Origin of the sequence: Tepidicaulis sp. (assembly GCF_965222285.1) — a bacterium.
GTDB lineage: Bacteria > Pseudomonadota > Alphaproteobacteria > Parvibaculales > Parvibaculaceae > Tepidicaulis.
The window spans coordinates 540,557-555,389 of sequence record NZ_OZ244942.1; the positions used below are offsets into that span (position 1 = coordinate 540,557).

General features: G+C 62.2%; 13 protein-coding genes and 1 tRNA gene. 6 read left to right on the top strand and 8 right to left on the bottom strand.

Features of this window, described 5'->3' with window-relative positions; all coding sequences use genetic code 11:
* Positions 1 to 4: 4 nt before the first annotated feature.
* On the top strand, positions 5 to 385 hold the full coding sequence (locus tag ACOQOT_RS02505) for a CidA/LrgA family protein (protein WP_420560806.1): 381 nt from the start codon (positions 5 to 7) through the stop codon (positions 383 to 385).
* The gene (locus ACOQOT_RS02510; RefSeq protein ID WP_420560807.1) at positions 382 to 1,089 is read left to right on the top strand and encodes an LrgB family protein; all 708 of its coding nucleotides are present in this window, start codon (positions 382 to 384) and stop codon (positions 1,087 to 1,089) included. The genes ACOQOT_RS02505 and ACOQOT_RS02510 overlap by 4 nt, the downstream gene beginning before the upstream one ends.
* A 71-nt stretch (positions 1,090 to 1,160) precedes the next feature.
* Here ACOQOT_RS02510 and ACOQOT_RS02515 read toward each other — a convergent pair whose 3' ends face one another.
* Both ACOQOT_RS02515 and ACOQOT_RS02520 read right to left on the bottom strand, forming a co-directional pair.
* On the bottom strand, positions 1,161 to 1,574 hold the full coding sequence (locus ACOQOT_RS02515; protein ID WP_420560808.1) for a hypothetical protein: 414 nt from the start codon (positions 1,572 to 1,574) through the stop codon (positions 1,161 to 1,163).
* A 128-nt stretch (positions 1,575 to 1,702) separates the two neighbouring features.
* Positions 1,703 to 2,656, bottom strand: a complete 954-nt coding sequence (locus ACOQOT_RS02520; protein ID WP_420560809.1) for a radical SAM protein — start codon at positions 2,654 to 2,656, stop codon at positions 1,703 to 1,705.
* Positions 2,657 to 2,765: 109 nt separating this feature from the next.
* On the opposite strand from ACOQOT_RS02520, the gene ACOQOT_RS02525 reads away from it, so the two are divergent.
* Positions 2,766 to 3,785 (top strand): DUF2804 domain-containing protein, encoded by a 1,020-nt coding sequence (locus ACOQOT_RS02525; RefSeq protein ID WP_420560810.1) that lies wholly within the window; start codon positions 2,766 to 2,768, stop codon positions 3,783 to 3,785.
* A gap of 46 nt (positions 3,786 to 3,831) precedes the next feature.
* Positions 3,832 to 3,905: transfer RNA gene (locus tag ACOQOT_RS02530), tRNA-Gly, on the top strand.
* A gap of 32 nt (positions 3,906 to 3,937) precedes the next feature.
* Here ACOQOT_RS02530 and ACOQOT_RS02535 read toward each other — a convergent pair.
* Positions 3,938 to 5,956: a glycosyltransferase family 2 protein gene (locus tag ACOQOT_RS02535; protein WP_420560811.1), complete on the bottom strand. Its 2,019-nt coding sequence runs from the start codon at positions 5,954 to 5,956 to the stop codon at positions 3,938 to 3,940.
* A gap of 235 nt (positions 5,957 to 6,191) precedes the next feature.
* Between ACOQOT_RS02535 and ACOQOT_RS02540 the strand changes: the two genes are divergently transcribed.
* Positions 6,192 to 7,139, top strand: a complete 948-nt coding sequence (locus ACOQOT_RS02540) for a transporter substrate-binding domain-containing protein (protein ID WP_420560812.1) — start codon at positions 6,192 to 6,194, stop codon at positions 7,137 to 7,139.
* 19 nt (positions 7,140 to 7,158) lie between these two features.
* On the opposite strand, the gene ACOQOT_RS02545 is transcribed toward ACOQOT_RS02540, so the two are convergent.
* The gene (locus ACOQOT_RS02545; RefSeq protein ID WP_420560813.1) at positions 7,159 to 7,677 is read right to left on the bottom strand and encodes a SixA phosphatase family protein; all 519 of its coding nucleotides are present in this window, start codon (positions 7,675 to 7,677) and stop codon (positions 7,159 to 7,161) included.
* Positions 7,674 to 8,501, bottom strand: a complete 828-nt coding sequence (locus ACOQOT_RS02550; RefSeq protein WP_420560814.1) for a sterol desaturase family protein — start codon at positions 8,499 to 8,501, stop codon at positions 7,674 to 7,676. The genes ACOQOT_RS02545 and ACOQOT_RS02550 overlap by 4 nt, the downstream gene beginning before the upstream one ends.
* 95 nt (positions 8,502 to 8,596) lie before the next feature.
* On the opposite strand from ACOQOT_RS02550, the gene ACOQOT_RS02555 reads away from it, so the two are divergent.
* Positions 8,597 to 9,394 carry an XAC2610-related protein gene (locus ACOQOT_RS02555; RefSeq protein WP_420560815.1) on the top strand — a complete coding sequence of 266 codons (798 nt, stop codon included), beginning with the start codon at positions 8,597 to 8,599 and terminating at the stop codon, positions 9,392 to 9,394.
* A 27-nt stretch (positions 9,395 to 9,421) separates the two neighbouring features.
* Here the strand turns inward: ACOQOT_RS02555 and ACOQOT_RS02560 are convergent, their stop codons facing one another.
* The 3 genes from ACOQOT_RS02560 to ACOQOT_RS02570 form a co-directional block, all read right to left on the bottom strand.
* The gene (locus ACOQOT_RS02560) at positions 9,422 to 9,835 is read right to left on the bottom strand and encodes a tellurite resistance TerB family protein (RefSeq protein WP_420560816.1); all 414 of its coding nucleotides are present in this window, start codon (positions 9,833 to 9,835) and stop codon (positions 9,422 to 9,424) included.
* Between the two features lie 113 nt (positions 9,836 to 9,948).
* Entirely contained in the window at positions 9,949 to 12,849 is a 2,901-nt protein-coding gene (locus ACOQOT_RS02565; protein WP_420560817.1) for an ATP-dependent DNA helicase, read from the bottom strand.
* A 73-nt stretch (positions 12,850 to 12,922) separates the two neighbouring features.
* Positions 12,923 to 14,695 carry a sensor histidine kinase gene (locus ACOQOT_RS02570; RefSeq protein WP_420560818.1) on the bottom strand — a complete coding sequence of 591 codons (1,773 nt, stop codon included), beginning with the start codon at positions 14,693 to 14,695 and terminating at the stop codon, positions 12,923 to 12,925.
* Between the last annotated feature and the right edge of the window lie 138 nt (positions 14,696 to 14,833).

Here is a 14,833-nt window from a genome sequence, read left to right on the forward strand (position 1 = left end):
TCCCGTGGGCGGCGATCCTCTCAGTTTCTTGCCGCGCGCGGTGGCTTTTGCCGGCCTCTGCCTCTGCCTTGTGGCAGGCAGCCAGCTTGCCGCCTGGGCGGGCATCGGCGTGCCCGGCGCGGTGATGGGGCTCCTGCTGCTGTTGGGCGCGCTTTTCCTTGCCCGTCACGTTCCCCAATCGCTGGAAGATGTTTCGGCCTTTCTGTTGCGCCATCTCAATCTCTTTTTCGTGCCCGCCGGTGTCGGGCTCATGGCTTATGCGGGGCTCGTGGCGCGCGATCTTTGGCCCATTCTCGCCGCGCTCTTTTTGAGCACGCTTTTGGGCCTCGCCGTCACGGCGGTGGTTTTCTCTTGGGCTCTCAAAAGGCGGGGGGAGAGCGAATGAGGATCGAAAGCTGGCTCATGGGCTATCAGCTTTTCTTCTGGCTCGGCATCACGCTCGTGCTTTACTGGGGCGCATTGCGTTTGCAGCAGAAGCTCGGCGGCTCGCCCCTTGCCAATCCGGTGCTGGTCGCCTCTGCGCCCATTATTGCGTATCTGGCGCTCAGCGAGACGCCCTTCACCTCTTATGATCTTGGCGGGCAAGTGCTGCTTTTCTTTCTCGGCCCGGCAACGGTGGCCCTTGCCGTTCCCTTCTTCCGCAACATTCAGCGGGTGCGCCATGTCATGGGGCCGCTCTTGATCGCGCTCTCTGCCGGCTCGCTCACCGCGATTATAAGCGGCGCCGGTATTGCCTTTCTGCTCGGGGCGGATAAGGCGACGGTTCTTTCCATGTCGGCAAAATCCATCACGACGCCGATTGCCATGGGCGTGTCGGAAGAAATCGGCGCCTTGCCGGTGCTGACTGCAGGCTTCGTGATCGCGGCGGGGATTATCGGCGCGGCGCTTGGCGGGCCTTTACTTACGGCTTTGGGTGTCAGGGACGAACGGGCGCGCGGTCTTGGCCTTGGCGTTGCCGCGCACGGCATCGGCACGGCGCGTGCCTTTCAGGTGAGCCCGCTCATGGGCACGTTTTCCGGTGTCGCCATGACGCTGAACGGCATTTTGACGGCGCTTTTATTGCCACTTGTCTGGAAATTTTTCTTCTAAGCTGAAGCAGAAAAGCGAAAAGGCCCGCTGGTGCGAGCCTTCGCCACTCAACAATTTGCAGCGTGCCGGGTTTAGAGATTTTCCGGGTTGCCGTCATAGATTTTGAAGTTCGTGTTGCCGACACCCGGCTCGTTCAACCGCCGCAGCGTGCCTTCGGAATCGGCTTCATAATCGAAGCATCCGTCCTCACGGTCGGACAGGCCGAGCTGAACGCAGAACTTGCCGTCTTTCACCGACCAGCTGCCGGTATATTTCGACCAGTTGCCGGCCTGGTTGCAGGCGCGTTCCTTGCCCTGAATTTTGCCGTCGGGCGCATAGAACTCCATGAAGTCCTTACGGGCTGCGCCACATTCCCGGTACTGACCTTCGATCGTGTTGCCGACAACGATATTGGCAACTTCGTGACCGGGCAGATAAACCTCGGCGAAAGCCGGGGCGGAAAAGGCCATGCTGGCGCCGAGGGCCAATGCGTAAATCTTTCTCATAATTTCCTCCATGCAGGTTGAGCGGCAAACTGAGGCCAAGGCTTCAGCGCCATTGATGCGTGCACAGAGAACCTAGAAGGAAGGAGGGCGGGTGTATTTGATACGGATCAAGATGTATCAATAATTTGTTAACCCGAGCAGGAACCGCCGCCTAAGACGCAGAAACGCGCGCAGTGCGGGTGGTTGAGCGGCACGCTCGAGGAGGCTTCTTTCAGCGTCGTGCCAAGCTCGAAGCGCTCATCATAGGCAAGCAGCGTGCAGGCAAGAACGGCCGGCTTTTCCGCGCCTTTGCGTTTTACCACCATACGCGAGGAGGCGCACATCATGTCGGCAGGATCGACATTGAGGATGCCCCAGCAGGCGGTGGTGATTTCCGGCACATCGGCCTCTTCATCCATTTCCGGAAAAAGCACGAGGCCCGCCGGATCATGGGCATCGATGGCGATAGTCTCGCGGGCAAAGAGCGCGGCGAAGCCGTCCCTCACGTCTTTTTCTTCTTCATGCCAGAGCGTGCGGCCCGCCACATTGATGATGAAGCCGTTCTCCGAAAGCCAGGAAAGCCCTTCGATGCCTTTTGCAAAAGCGCCGGGGCCGCGCTCCTCATCGTGAAGTTTTTCCGAATAATGATCGAGGCTGACGCGCATGGTCAGCTTCCCGCCATAGGCCTTTTGGATGGCCAGCAGCTTTTCGCGGATCTTCGGGCGCATCATGGGCTGCATGGCATTGGTCAGCACCAGCACCTCGAAGCCGCGGGCAAGCGCCGTTTCCAGCATGGCCGGCATGTCCGGGTTCATGAAAGGCTCACCGCCGGTAAAACCGATTTCCCGCGTGCCGAGCCCGTCGCGCTCGATCTCATCGAGATAAGCGCACATCTCTTCATGGGTGAGATAGACGAGCCGGTCATTGCTGGGGCTCGATTCAATGTAGCAATGTTCGCAAGCGACGTTGCAGAGCGTGCCCGTGTTGAACCAGAGCGTATCGAGCTTGCGCAAGGCGACCTGCGCCCGCCGCTCACCCTTGGCGGTGATACCGGGATGCGCGAATTTCTTCTCGCTGGCAGGCGGGGCGGGCATCATGTTCATGCAACGACCTATAACATTCGAAAGCAGCTCTTTGCTTCACATCTTTGCGACCCTGGCTATGCTGGCGCAAGAAAAACAAGATGACTAACTTTTAGGCAAAGGGGACGGGATGCAGCACGAAATGGGGGAAGGCCCGCTTTTGGATACAAAGGGCGGGCTCTGCGAGGCAGGTTTCGCGCGGCGCGAGGTGAAACGCTATGACCGCGCCGCCATCAAGGCGCCCTGGCACCGCATCAAGGAATGGGATTATTACTGCATCACCACGGACACCCACGCCCTGGCGCTGACGCTCGCGGATAATGCCTATATGGGGCTTTTATCCGCCTCCTGGCTCGATTTCGAGAAAAAGCGGGACTGGACCCATTCGCTCACCCCGTTTCTGACGCGGGGCCGCCTCGCCCTGCCCGAAAGCGCGGACCGGGGCGATGTGGCGGCGAGCTTCAAAGGCTTTTCCCTCGCTTTTACCCATGACCCGAAAGGCCGCCGCCTGCTTGTCGATTTTCCGGAATTTGCCGGAGGCAAGGGCCTCAAAGGCGAGGTGCTGCTGCGCGATGTGCCCGAAGAGCGCATGGTGATCGCAACGCCCTTCCCGGAAAACAAGAGAGCCTTCTATTACAATCAGAAGATCAATTGCATGGCCGCCGAAGGCGAGATCGTGGTGGGCGGCGAGCGCCACAGTTTCGATCCCTCCCGTCATTTCGGTCTTCTCGACTGGGGGCGCGGGGTCTGGACCTATGATAACACTTGGTATTGGGGCTCGGCCTCGGGCCTCGTTTCGGGGGCGCCGTTCGGGTTCAATATCGGCTACGGCTTCGGCGATACATCGGCGGCGAGCGAGAACATGCTGTTCTGGAAGGGCCGCGCCCATAAGCTCTCCCGCGTCGATTGGCACATGCCCAAAGGCACTTATGACGGCGCGCCCTGGCGTTTTTCCAGCGATGACGGGCGCTTCGAGATGGATTTCGAGCCGCTGATGGACCGCGCGGCCCATGTGGACCTGAAAATCCTGCGCTCCGTGCAGCATCAGGTTTTCGGGCGCTTCACTGGCAAGGCGGTGCTGGACGGCGGCGAAGTACTGGAGGTCAAAGGCCTGACGGGCTTTGCCGAAGAAGTGCAGAACCGGTGGTAATTTGCTTGAGCCGCAGGGGCTTTGGGCTGTAAAAGAGGCCCATCTTGCGGGTGTAGCTCAATGGTAGAGCAGAAGCTTCCCAAGCTTAAGACGAGGGTTCGATTCCCTTCACCCGCTCCATTTCTCCCGCATTTCTTTTCCGCCTCTTTCTCTTACGGCTTTTCCTTCGGGCGCAGCCGCGAGAGACCGTGTTCGGTCTTTTCCCAATAATCGGGCTGGCGGGCGAGCTGCCAGAGCGCGCGGTAGGCGGCGGCTGAAATCATCAGCCAGTAAAGCGGACTGAGAAGGATGTGGCACGCCACGGCCAGCCCGAAGCGCTGGCGTGCGGCAATGGCGCTCGCCGCGAGCGTGACGCCGTAGCCCGTGGCAAAGACCGAGAAATTGAACGGCGCGAAAGGGTCGGCTGCCAGCATGCTGCCCGTGCCGGAGAGCAGCCAGTGGAGCGCCATCAGATAGATGAACGGGTGAAGAAGCGCGGCCAGGACAAAGCCGCCCAGCACCACGTAGGAAAAAACGAAAGCGGCGGGACGCAGGTTCCGCGCAGTGCGCCAGGGCGCGCGCAGACGCACGAGCAAGGTCTGCATCCAGCCTTTCAGCCAGCGGGTACGCTGGCGCATCCAAGCGGTGGGCGTCAGCGTCGCCTCTTCCTGGGTGAGGGAAGGGATGACGGCGGTGCGGTAGCCAAGCTCATGCAGGCGCAGGCCGAGATCGGCATCTTCCGTCACATTGAAAGGGTCCCAGGCCCCGGCCCGGCGCAGCAGCGCGGTGCGGAAATGCGTCGAGGTGCCGCCTAGAGGAAAGGGCAGGCCGAAACGGGCAAGGGCGGGCAGAAGCAGCTCGAAAAGCGCGGCATATTCGATGGCCGATTGGCGCGTCAGCCAATTTTCACGCGCGTTGTAGAACATCAGCTGGCCCTGCACGCATGCCATGCGCGGGCCTCCTTCATCGAAGGCGCCGAGGGCCATGCGCAATTGGCGCGGGTCGGGCACGTCTTCGGCATCATAAACGACGAGAAATTCTCCGCGCGCAAAGGCCAGCGCATAGTTGCAGGCCTTGGGTTTCGTCAGCGGTTTCGATTTCGGCACGATGACGAATTCGACATGGGAGGGCAGCCGCGCGGCCTTCGCCGCCTCAAGCGTTTCGCCGTCGCCTTCTTCCAGCACGAATTTGATGTCGAGCTTGTCCGGCGGATAATCGAGCGCGCGTAAAGCTTTCGCGAGGCCGGGAATGATGGCGGCCTCGCGGAACAGCGGCACAAGAATGGTGTAAACCGGCAGCGCCTCCTCCCGCCGCGCTTCACGCGGCGCTTTCATCGGCACGATGCCGTAAAAAAGCGAAAAGGCGCGCAAGGCGGAAAGCGCAAGAAACGTGCTGCCCGCAATGACGTTCAAAATGCCGAGCATCGCCGGGCCGAAAAAGAACAGCGCGGCAAGGCAGAAAGCGGCAAGGCAGAACGTGCCGCCTTTAAGGGTCGGCGTGATGAGCCTGCGGGCGGAAAGATGGGCCGCTTCCCTGGCAAGCGCGAAACGGGCGCGGTGCGTCAGGTGATGGCGGAAGCGCTTTTGCAGGCTCCAGAGAATGTCGAGCGGCGAGGTGAGAAAGACAAGTGCGGGGCGCTGCGCGTCATCAAGCGCGCGGCGGGCCGCTGCCGGGTCGCTTGCAACGAAAATTTCCTGCCCATCCAAAATGCGCCAGGGCAGGCAGCGATGGGTGAGATAGAAATCGAGCTCTTCTGCTTTCAAGAGCGCAGGCTCCGGCGGTTCATCCAGAAGATTGACGAAAGGCAGGCCGAGCTGACGGCCGAGCGCGCGGTAAAGATCGAGCGCGCGCATGGCGCCGCTTGCGATCAGCACCTCCCCGAGCCGGGCGCCGCTTTTCTTTTGCGCAAGAAGCGCGGCCTCAAGCTGGCTCTCGTTGATATGCCCGGCTTTGACGAGCGATTGGCCGAAAAGGGGCCGCGTCCGGTTTGAAAAAGGCTGAGCGGTTTCGGCTAGGCCATGCCCGGCAGTTTCCCGGTGACGGGGCGTTTTGCCGGGCGGAAGGGGATAGGCGCCGCCTGGCCGCCGCTCTGCACTGTGCGGCTGGCGCCGCTCGCCCGGCTGGTAAGCGTCACGCGGCGCGCAGGTGCTTGGCCCGTTGTTGGCGCCCCGCTCGTTGTTTCTCCCTGGCACCCCTTTGGGCGCTCCCCCCTTTGCCTCCAACCGCCACCCTCCTCATAGAGAACTTTCCGTTCTTCTGTAAAATAATGGTTGTAGTTAATTGAGGGCGCGGCAATACAAGAGTTAGGACGGGAGGCGGGCGCGCGCAGCTTGAGGTTGAAGCGCGTCGGTAACAGCGGGCCCAAAAGGGGACGCGCGGTCACGCAGAAGGCTGGACGCTAAGCACCGGGACCGGCATTCTCCCGCGATGCGTGTTCTCTTGACCATCAACGTCCTTGCCCTTGTGGTGCTGGCTGCGGCCGCCGCCATTGTGAGCGAAGGCACACCGCTCGAAGACATTACGGGCTGGAGCCTTGTGCGTGCCGACAGGCTGGCGGAACTCGAAGCGCTGGAGGCCGCGCATCGCGCAGGCCAAGGCGGTGAGAGAGATGTCGCGCTTCCCGCGCCCCGCCCGCATGAGGCAGGAGATGAGGGGGCAGGGAACACGCTGCCGCAAAAACTCATCATCGCAACGGAAGGCGCTTTTCCGCCTTTCAATTTTACCGGCGAGGACGGCGCGCCGAAGGGTATGGAAATTGAGCTTGTCCGGACGCTTTGCGGCCGGCTTGCGCTGGATTGCACTTTCGTGACCGCGCCCTGGGGCGAATTGCTGCCCGGCCTGAGAGACGGCAAATACGATCTTATTGCTGCCTCGCTGCGCATTCCTCATGAGGCGGAAGAGGGGGTGGTTTATTCCGCGCCTTATTATGCAACGCCCGGCCGTTTTGCCGCCCGTAGCAGCGCCTTGCCCGAAGCCGAGCGGGAAACCGGTACATTGCCGCCCTTGCGGGATAAAAAAGTGCTGGTGGAAGAAGGCTCGCTTCATGAAGCCTTCCTCAAGGCCCGCTTCCCGCTTGCGAAGGCGGAGGGAGCGCCGAGCTTTGCTGAGGCCTGGGCAGCGCTCACGCGCGGGAAGGCGGATTACATTTTTGCCGATGCGCGCGCGCTCGAAAGCCGGCTTTCAGAATCTGCCTGCTGTGAACCCATGGGTCCGCTTTACAGCAACCCGGATTATTTCGGCGCCGGCATCGGCTTTGCGATGCCCGCCCGGCACCGCGCCCTTGCCGCAAAGATCGATGAAAGCCTTCAGAAGATGCGCGCCAGCGGCGCGCTCGAAGCGCTCGCCCGCGCCCATAATGCGCCGGTCTTCTTCTAAATCAGTTTAAGCGGGAAAATCAGTCTTCGGTTTCATCCGCCATCAGCTCGCGCGGCTTGCCGTAGAAAACAAGCTCGCCCGTGCCCGGTGTGATGGCGCGCCAGCTATCGATGTCGAAATCGAAAACGACGAAGGCGCCGGTCGGGAAATGCTCGAACTTGCTTGCATCGTCCGGATGTCCGGCCAGCAAGGCGGCGAGAAGTTCAAGGCCCGGATTATGCGCGATGAGGAGAAGCGTGTCCGTGTCATCGCCTGCATGCTGAATGGCGCCGATCAGCTCTTCCGGCATCGCCATATAAAGATCGTCGTGATAGCTCACGCAGGGGCCGAGCTTGGCGGCGATCGGTTCGCAGGTCGCCTTTGCGCGCTTGGCCGTGGAGCACATGACCTGATCCGGCTTGAAGCCGCGTTTGACGATGAAATCGGCCATGAAATCGGCAGCCTTTTTGCCGCGCTTGTTCAAGGGGCGCGCCGCATCGTCCAGAGCCGTGTCGCTCCAGTCGGATTTGGCATGTCTTAAAAGGCACAGGCGTTTCATCGCGTCTTCCAGAATTTCGGCCGGAAGGGCAGGGCAAGGCTCCAGAGGATCCGGGCAGGTTCCGGCCCGCGGTGCTCTGCGAGGCCGATTTCCATCCCCTGATGCCCTTTTTCCGGCTCGGCACGATAAGTACCGAAAAGACGGTCCCAAAGCGAGAGGTTAAAGCCAAAATTACTGTCGGTTTCCCGCCTGATGACGGAATGATGCACCCGGTGCATGTCCGGGGTGACGATAAGGGCCCGTAAAACCCGGTCGGCAGTGCGGGGAAGGGCGATATTGGCATGGTTGAACATGGCCGTGGCGTTGAGGATCACCTCGAAAGCGATGACCGCAATGGGGCCGATGCCGAGGAGAAAGACCAGGGCGATCTTGAAGCCCATGCTCAGCAGAATTTCGAGGGGGTGGAAGCGGATGCCGGTCGTCGTGTCGATATCCCGGTCCACATGATGCATGGCATGCAGCCGCCAGAGCGCCGGTACGAAGTGGAAAACCACATGCTGGGCGTAGATCGCAAGATCGAGCAGCAGAAGCGAGAGCGCAAAGACGAGAGGCCCCGGTATGAGGTTTCCGGCTTCCGGCAGATTGAAAAGCCCCCAGCCTTTTTCCTCCGCCAGAAGCGCGGCATCGACGGCAAGCAGCGGCAAGAGGAACCGCAGCGCCAGCGAGTTGATAAGCGAGATGGAAAGGTTGCTCGCGTCCCGCCGCCATTTCGGCAGGCTGGACGGGCGTTTCGGGATCAGCCATTCGAGCAGCAGCATGGCGCTAAGGACGCCGAGGAAAACCCCCTGCCTTATGAGAATTTCGTCCGTCAGCCAGCTTGCCATTACGTATCTTCCGCCCCTTGGCGCACTCTTTACCGGTGCATTGCCTTATCTTAAGGATATATATAGCGCAGATGAGGCGGCCGGGGCGGGCTGACATGAACGTGATCCCGCCGGCCCTTTTTATGGCGGATGAGGCGATGGGGATGAACGCGGTTTGGTTCGGCGCGCGCGGCGCGCGGGCATTTTTGCTGGCGGGGGCGTTTTTTCTGGCCGGAACTTTTTCTCCGGTAGGCGTTGGCGGCTTGCGGGCCGAAGAGGCGGACCCCGGCGCCGAAGAAGGCGAATTCGACGTCGAGTATATCTGCCGGACGCTGGATGAGACCCCGCCCGGTGAGCCGCTGCTTTGCACCGCTTCCATCGGGCCCGGTGCGCCCGATGTCGAGGTCGCTCTTTTCTGGCAGCGCGAGGATTATTCGCTCCTCATTGACCGGATCGAGATTGCCCGTGAGGGAGAGGCGGAGCCGTTTCAGAGCATAGATCCCGTCGCCTCCCGCGCCTTGCCGGATATGGAGACGAACGGCTTTGAAATGCTCGATATGAATTTCGATGGCTATCTCGATATGCGCATCATCGAATTTCTGCCTGCCGGTCCCAATATTCCCTATCTCCATTGGCTCTGGTCGCCGGAAAGCGGCAGGTTCGTTTCCGCCGGTTTTCTGAACGAGCTCGGCTACACGGAATTCGATGAGGAAGAGCGCACGGTCTTTGCGCCCTGGCGCTCCAGCGCTGCGGAAATGGGCGAGGACACCTATGTCTATGAGGCGGGTAAGCTGAAACAGACGGGCCGCACCATGCGCCGCTACACCGATGACGGCGCGTGCACGCAGACCTCTTATGAGGCGGTGGCCGGCCAGCTCATCAAGAGTGCAAGCGGTGCCTGCCCGGAAGAGTAAACCGGGCAGGCGCTTTTGCGCACCAGCTTAAATCGTGGTGTGACGGGCGCGGGCGCCGCGCTCGATGGCGGCGGCGGAGAGCTTTTCGATGCCCAGCGTGTCGCGCAGCAATTGCAGAAGGCGAAGCTCTTCCTGCTGCACGGTCAGATCGGCGGCGGCAACTTCCACGGCAAGCGCATAGGCGGTTTCGTGCAGATGCTCGGGCAGCGCGTCGCGCACCAGGCCGAACACCGCTTCCAGCCCGCCTTCTTCCTGCAGGATCTCGCCGCAATCTTCCGCAATTTGCACAAGAAGGTCGGAGGAAAAGTTTTCGAAAACCGGTAGCGTCGTCACGATCGTGCCGATCTTGCGCAGTTCCTTGTCGCTCATCGCGCTGTCGACGGCGGACATCGTGACCATCACATAGATGAGCGCGGTATGGGGGTTGATCGTTTGCGGCATGAAACTGAACCTCGTTACCTTGTGTTGTCCCGCCTGAAGGCAAGCCCGGCGGAAGGGCGACCGACATTAGGATTGCTGGGCGTCAATCGCAAGGCCGGATAAGGGCCTGAAATTCAAAGAAAATCGCGCACTTTTTCAAGCGTTTCGGCCAGTCCCAGCCGCTCGATGGGCACTTCGGGCGGAAAAGCGGTGGTCAGCCGCGTTGGTAAGCCCGGATCGAGCATAACAAAGACCCCCCTGTCGCCCGCCGAGCGGATCAGCCGCCCGAAAGCCTGTTTAAGGCGCAGGCGCACGATCATCTCGTCATATTTGCGCCCGCCAAAGGCCTCCCGCCGGGCGCGGTGCAGAATATCGGGCCGGGGCCAGGGCGTGCGGTCGAAAACGATCATGCGCAAGGAGCGGCCGGGCACATCCACCCCGTCGCGCACTGCATCGGTACCGAGAAGACAGGCTTTTTCCTCGGCGCGGAAAATGTCTACCAAAGTGCCGGTATCCATTGCATCGATATGCTGGGCATAAAGCGGCAGGCCCGCTTCTTCCAAAGGCTCGCTGAGGCGCTGATATACGCCTTGCAGGCGGCTGATCGCAGTAAAAAGGCCGAGCGCGCCGCCGTTCGAGGCGAGGAAAAGTTCGCGGTAGGCAGCGGCCACCTGATCGGCGTTTTTCTTGTCCACGTCGCGCACGATGAAAATGCGCGCCTGCTCGGCATAATCGAAAGGCGAGGCGAAATAAGCGCGCGCCGAGGCGGAGGGTAAGTGCGCCGCGCCCGTGCGGATTTCCGCTTGCGCCCAGCTCGGGGCGAAGCCGCCCTCGGCTTCTTCTTCGTCCTCTTCGCGTTCATCGCGCAGCGTGGCGGAGGTGATGAGCACGCCCGGCGCGGGCGCGAGCACGGTTTCGGCCAAAGGCTCGGTCGGATCGATCCAGTGCCGGTGCATGCCGACATCGACATCGTTGCCGCCTTGCCGCTCGATGGCGAACCAGTCTGTAAAGCGCGGCGCTTCGGGGTTGGGATCACCTGCCGCCTCGTCGATATCGAGACCGGCCAGCGCCTTGAGCATGTGCCGCCATCCGGCAATGGTCGTGCCCGCGCGCCGGTCGAGGCCGCGAATGGCGGCATCGAAACGGATGCGTGTCGCGGTCTCAAGGCTGGAGGCTTCTTCATCGAGCGTGCGGCGCAGAATATCGGCAAGCGCCCGCATCGCCCGCTCAAGCCGGGAAAGGGCGGCATCGAGTTTCGGCGCTTCTTCCGAAACGCCTTCCGAGACGGGCAGCACGTCGCATTCGACGGAATAAAACCCGCCTTCATCCCGCCCCCGCGCGCGTACCTGCGCATGAACGGTCGCAAGAAACTTTTCCGCAGGTCCATGCGGCTGGCCCTGGTTGAGGCGGCTCTGCCAGCCGGGCCCCGGCAGCGCCTGGGCGGCATCGAGCACCGCTTGCAGCGCTTCTTCGCCTTCCGGCGTGCCGGCCACCAAATCGCCGATCCGTCCGCTCAGGCCCCGCGCGCGGCCCCGGCGGCCCGCCTCCGGCCCGCGCAGCCAGCGGCGCAGATCGGAGCCCTCGAAGCCCGACAGATGACCGGAAAAGGCCGCGTCCGCCGCATCGAAAAGATGATGGCCCTCATCGAAGATCAGCCGGGGCGGCAGCAGCTTGTGATCTGGCAGCTCGTCTTCCGCGCCTGCAGCATGTTCGGCAGGGGCGGCGTCATCGCCGTTTTGATGAAAGGCGAAGTCGAGCGCTGCCCGGTGCAGTACGAGCGCATGATTGGCGATCACGATCTCTGCATGACGCGCCTTGCGCAGCGCCTTTTCGATGAAGCATTTCTTGTAATGCGGGCAGGAGGAATAAACGCATTCCCCGCGCCGGTCCGTCATTTCCGCAGCAAGGCGCGGGCGGCCGAGCGCTGCGGGAAGCCAGGCGGGAAAATCCCCGCCGACCATATCCCCGTCGCGGCTGTAAAGCGCCCAGCGGGCAATGAGCGCGGTGGCGATGAAGTCCGATCCGGCGGGCACCCGGTTCGTCGCTTCCTCCAGATTGAGCAGGCACAGATAGTTTTCCCGGCCCTTGCGGATAACGACTTTTTCCTGCCGCTCGGCTGGGTCCGGGAAAAGCCGTCTTGTTTCCTGGTCGATCTGGCGCTGCAGGTTTTTCGTGAAAGTGGAGATCCAAACCGGGCCTTTGTTGGCCTGTGCCCAAAGGCTTGCCGGGGCAAGATAGCCGAGCGTCTTACCGATGCCGGTGCCTGCCTCCGCGAGCAATAGCGCGGGCATGCCGGGCGCAGGTTTAGGGGCAAAGGCATGGGTCGCGCGGGCGGCATAATCGGATTGGGAAAGGCGGGCCTCGGCGCCTGGGCCTGCAAGTGCTGCCAGCCTCTCACGCGCCGCTTCCGGCGTCACGGGCTCCTGAGAAGGCGGCGGCGGCGGCGCGCGTTCTTCCCAGTCTTCCAGTTTGCGCCAGATGCGCAGGCCGTTTTCCCCGCTGAGCGCCCGCCGTCCCTGGGGCGGAGCGCCCAGCGCGGCCAGCACCGCCTCGCCCCAGCTCCAGCCGGCTTTGGCAAGGGCATTGGCGAGCGCAATCGCTTCTTCCTTGTCGGGATAGGCAGGGCTTGTCAGCTCGCCCAGCAGCGCTTCCGCCGCCTCGAAAAGAAAAAGCGCCTCGGCTTCCGCTTCGCCCGGCACCGGCAGGCCGAGCGCCCGGGCAAGGCCTTGCGGGGTGGGCAAGGTAAAGCGGGCAGGGCGCACGAAGGCGAAAAGGTCGAGAATGTCGAAAGTGCCTGGATGCGGCTGCGCGCGCGAGCGCGGGCCGGTCAGGCGGCGCAGTGTAAAGCCCCGGTGGCAGAGAAGCAGCGGCTCGCGCCCCAGCCGTTCAGCCGCCTCGCGCGGGGAGATTTCATCCACTTCCCCGTCCTGGCTTACCAGCACCGCGCCGCGCGCCTTCAGTCCCAGCGCCTTGATGTCGGGCAGCAGGATGGAGGCATCGCTTTGCGGCGAATCGGGCGGGGGAAGAGCGGACATGGCCGTCAGTATAGGCGGCGGCGGGGCTTAAGAAAGCCGTTCCCTTAAGGCGAAGAATTGAGGCGGCAGGCTTTTAGGCGCTGAGGCGCGGATAGATGCGCTTCAAGGTCGCCTCGGCGCTTTTCAAGCGGTTTTCAAGGCCGGGAATATGCGCCGCTGCCCCTTCCGTGCCGGGCGGGGAGAGGCTGAGCTGGCGCGCCGCTTCGCTTAAGTAAGTAAAGCCGAGCACGTTGGACGTGTCGGCAAGGCGCCGCGCCGCCGCCGTTAGCGAGGCGCGGTCGTTCTCGCTGGCCGCGCCCGACAGAGCGTCCCAATGGCTGCGCAAATCTTCCAGCGCACGCTGAAGATGGGCGACGAATGCATCCGAGCCCATCCGGTCTTCGAGCATGTAAAGACGGGCAAGATCGACGAGATTGGCGCCGGTATCTTCCGGCCCGCTTTCGTCCTGCAGCGTGAGGCCGGGATGTTTGGGAACGGCGAACCAGATCGTCGCGCCGAAGCCCGGCGCGGCATCGACGCCGATGCGCCCGCCCATGAGCCCGATCAGCCGCTTGGCGATGTTAAGGCCGAGCACTTCTTCGCTGTAAAGGGAGTGGGCGAGGGGCAGCGGAATTTCGTCCGTAAAGACATCCGATGATTGCGCGCTGCCTTCGAACGATGTGGAGGTGACGGAAAAACGTACCGCCTCGCAGGAATAGGCGTTGGAGGACGCAGCTTGCAAGACGATCCCGCCCCGCTCCGTGCCGGTGAGAAGATAGGCGGCGATATTGGTCAGGATCTGCTGCAGGCGGGCCGGATCGCCCACCATTTCATGGGGCACTTCGTTGCCCCAGTCCACTTCGAGCGAAAGGCCGGGGCGCAGTTTTGTATGGCGAAGGAGGCGGGCGACCTGCTCGATCTGGGCTTTGGGGGCAAAGACTTGGGTATCGAGCTTCAGCGTCCGGCTTTCCATTGCGGTAAGATCGGCGGCATCGGCCAGCATCCGGCCGATGAGATGCGAGGTTTCCTGAATGGTGCGCACCTGCTCATCAGCCGGGTTTGCTTTTTCAAGTTTGGCCGCGGCATCGCTCATGCCGGCAAGCGGCGCGCGGATACCTTGTGAAATCATCGCGAGCAGGTCGCGGCGGGTGCGCTCGGAAGCGCGCAGCAATTCATGCGCTTTTTCCGCATCGGCGCGTTTTTGCTCGGCCACTTTATGCGCCCGCTCCAAGCGCTCCACGAGGCCGGTATTTTCAAACCGCAGGCGAATGCTTTCGCTATTCGAGCGGTGAAGCTGTTTGATCCAGCCGGTCAGCGCGGCGGCAGTCAGAAAGGCGAGCCCAACGAGCAGAAGACCCTGCGGGCCGCCGAACAGGGCAAGGCAGGCCAGCGTCGGCAAACCGATCGTTGCCATATAGATGTACATGGCCGTGGGGTAAGAGAGGCGCATGATCACGCTGGAAAGGCACAGCATGGCGGCGATCAGTGTGAAAAGCGCCTGATATTCGAAGGGCACCAGAGGCAGCCAGCAGACCGCGCCGATGGCCCAGGTGGCGCCCGACCAGATGCAGTTCAGCGCATAGGCCCGCGCCCATTTATCGGCCCGTTCCGCGCGCTTCGGGTCGGCATAAAAGCCGCGGCGCAAATGGTTGAACATGGTCTGCGCGCCGGCCTGGTTGGCCAGCATGAGGGCGATCGGCCAGGCAGGGGCGACGGTGGCGAAAATCGCGCCGACGGCCAGGATACCGATGAACATGGTAGCGGAACCGGGGCGGCCCAGATCGAAAAGCAGGCGGATTTGTTCGGCCAGCACGCGCTGGTCGATCTGCCGCTTCGAAATGGCCTCGGCTTCTTCTACGTTAAGCATGCTGTAACGCCCCAAATTTCCGCCCGTGCGCGCTTCCTGCCCGCATCGTGATTGACGGAATACGTGGGAAATCATAGGGTCCGGCGCTTTCGAAACCTTTAAGAAAACACCGCCGTTTTCCTAAAAGGCGAAACGATC

What these genes read in the sequence shown, in the direction of transcription:
- ACOQOT_RS02515 (WP_420560808.1), bottom strand. Translation starts at nt 1,574, where the DNA reads ATGAGAAAGATTTACGCATTGGCCCTCGGCGCCAGCATGGCCTTTTCC.
- ACOQOT_RS02540 (WP_420560812.1), top strand. Translation starts at nt 6,192, where the DNA reads ATGCGTGTTCTCTTGACCATCAACGTCCTTGCCCTTGTGGTGCTGGCT.
- ACOQOT_RS02525 (WP_420560810.1), top strand. Translation starts at nt 2,766, where the DNA reads ATGCAGCACGAAATGGGGGAAGGCCCGCTTTTGGATACAAAGGGCGGG.
- ACOQOT_RS02560 (WP_420560816.1), bottom strand. Translation starts at nt 9,835, where the DNA reads ATGCCGCAAACGATCAACCCCCATACCGCGCTCATCTATGTGATGGTC.
- ACOQOT_RS02545 (WP_420560813.1), bottom strand. Translation starts at nt 7,677, where the DNA reads ATGAAACGCCTGTGCCTTTTAAGACATGCCAAATCCGACTGGAGCGAC.
- ACOQOT_RS02550 (WP_420560814.1), bottom strand. Translation starts at nt 8,501, where the DNA reads ATGGCAAGCTGGCTGACGGACGAAATTCTCATAAGGCAGGGGGTTTTC.
- ACOQOT_RS02565 (WP_420560817.1), bottom strand. Translation starts at nt 12,849, where the DNA reads ATGTCCGCTCTTCCCCCGCCCGATTCGCCGCAAAGCGATGCCTCCATC.
- ACOQOT_RS02555 (WP_420560815.1), top strand. Translation starts at nt 8,597, where the DNA reads ATGAACGTGATCCCGCCGGCCCTTTTTATGGCGGATGAGGCGATGGGG.
- ACOQOT_RS02520 (WP_420560809.1), bottom strand. Translation starts at nt 2,656, where the DNA reads ATGAACATGATGCCCGCCCCGCCTGCCAGCGAGAAGAAATTCGCGCAT.
- ACOQOT_RS02510 (WP_420560807.1), top strand. Translation starts at nt 382, where the DNA reads ATGAGGATCGAAAGCTGGCTCATGGGCTATCAGCTTTTCTTCTGGCTC.
- ACOQOT_RS02570 (WP_420560818.1), bottom strand. Translation starts at nt 14,695, where the DNA reads ATGCTTAACGTAGAAGAAGCCGAGGCCATTTCGAAGCGGCAGATCGAC.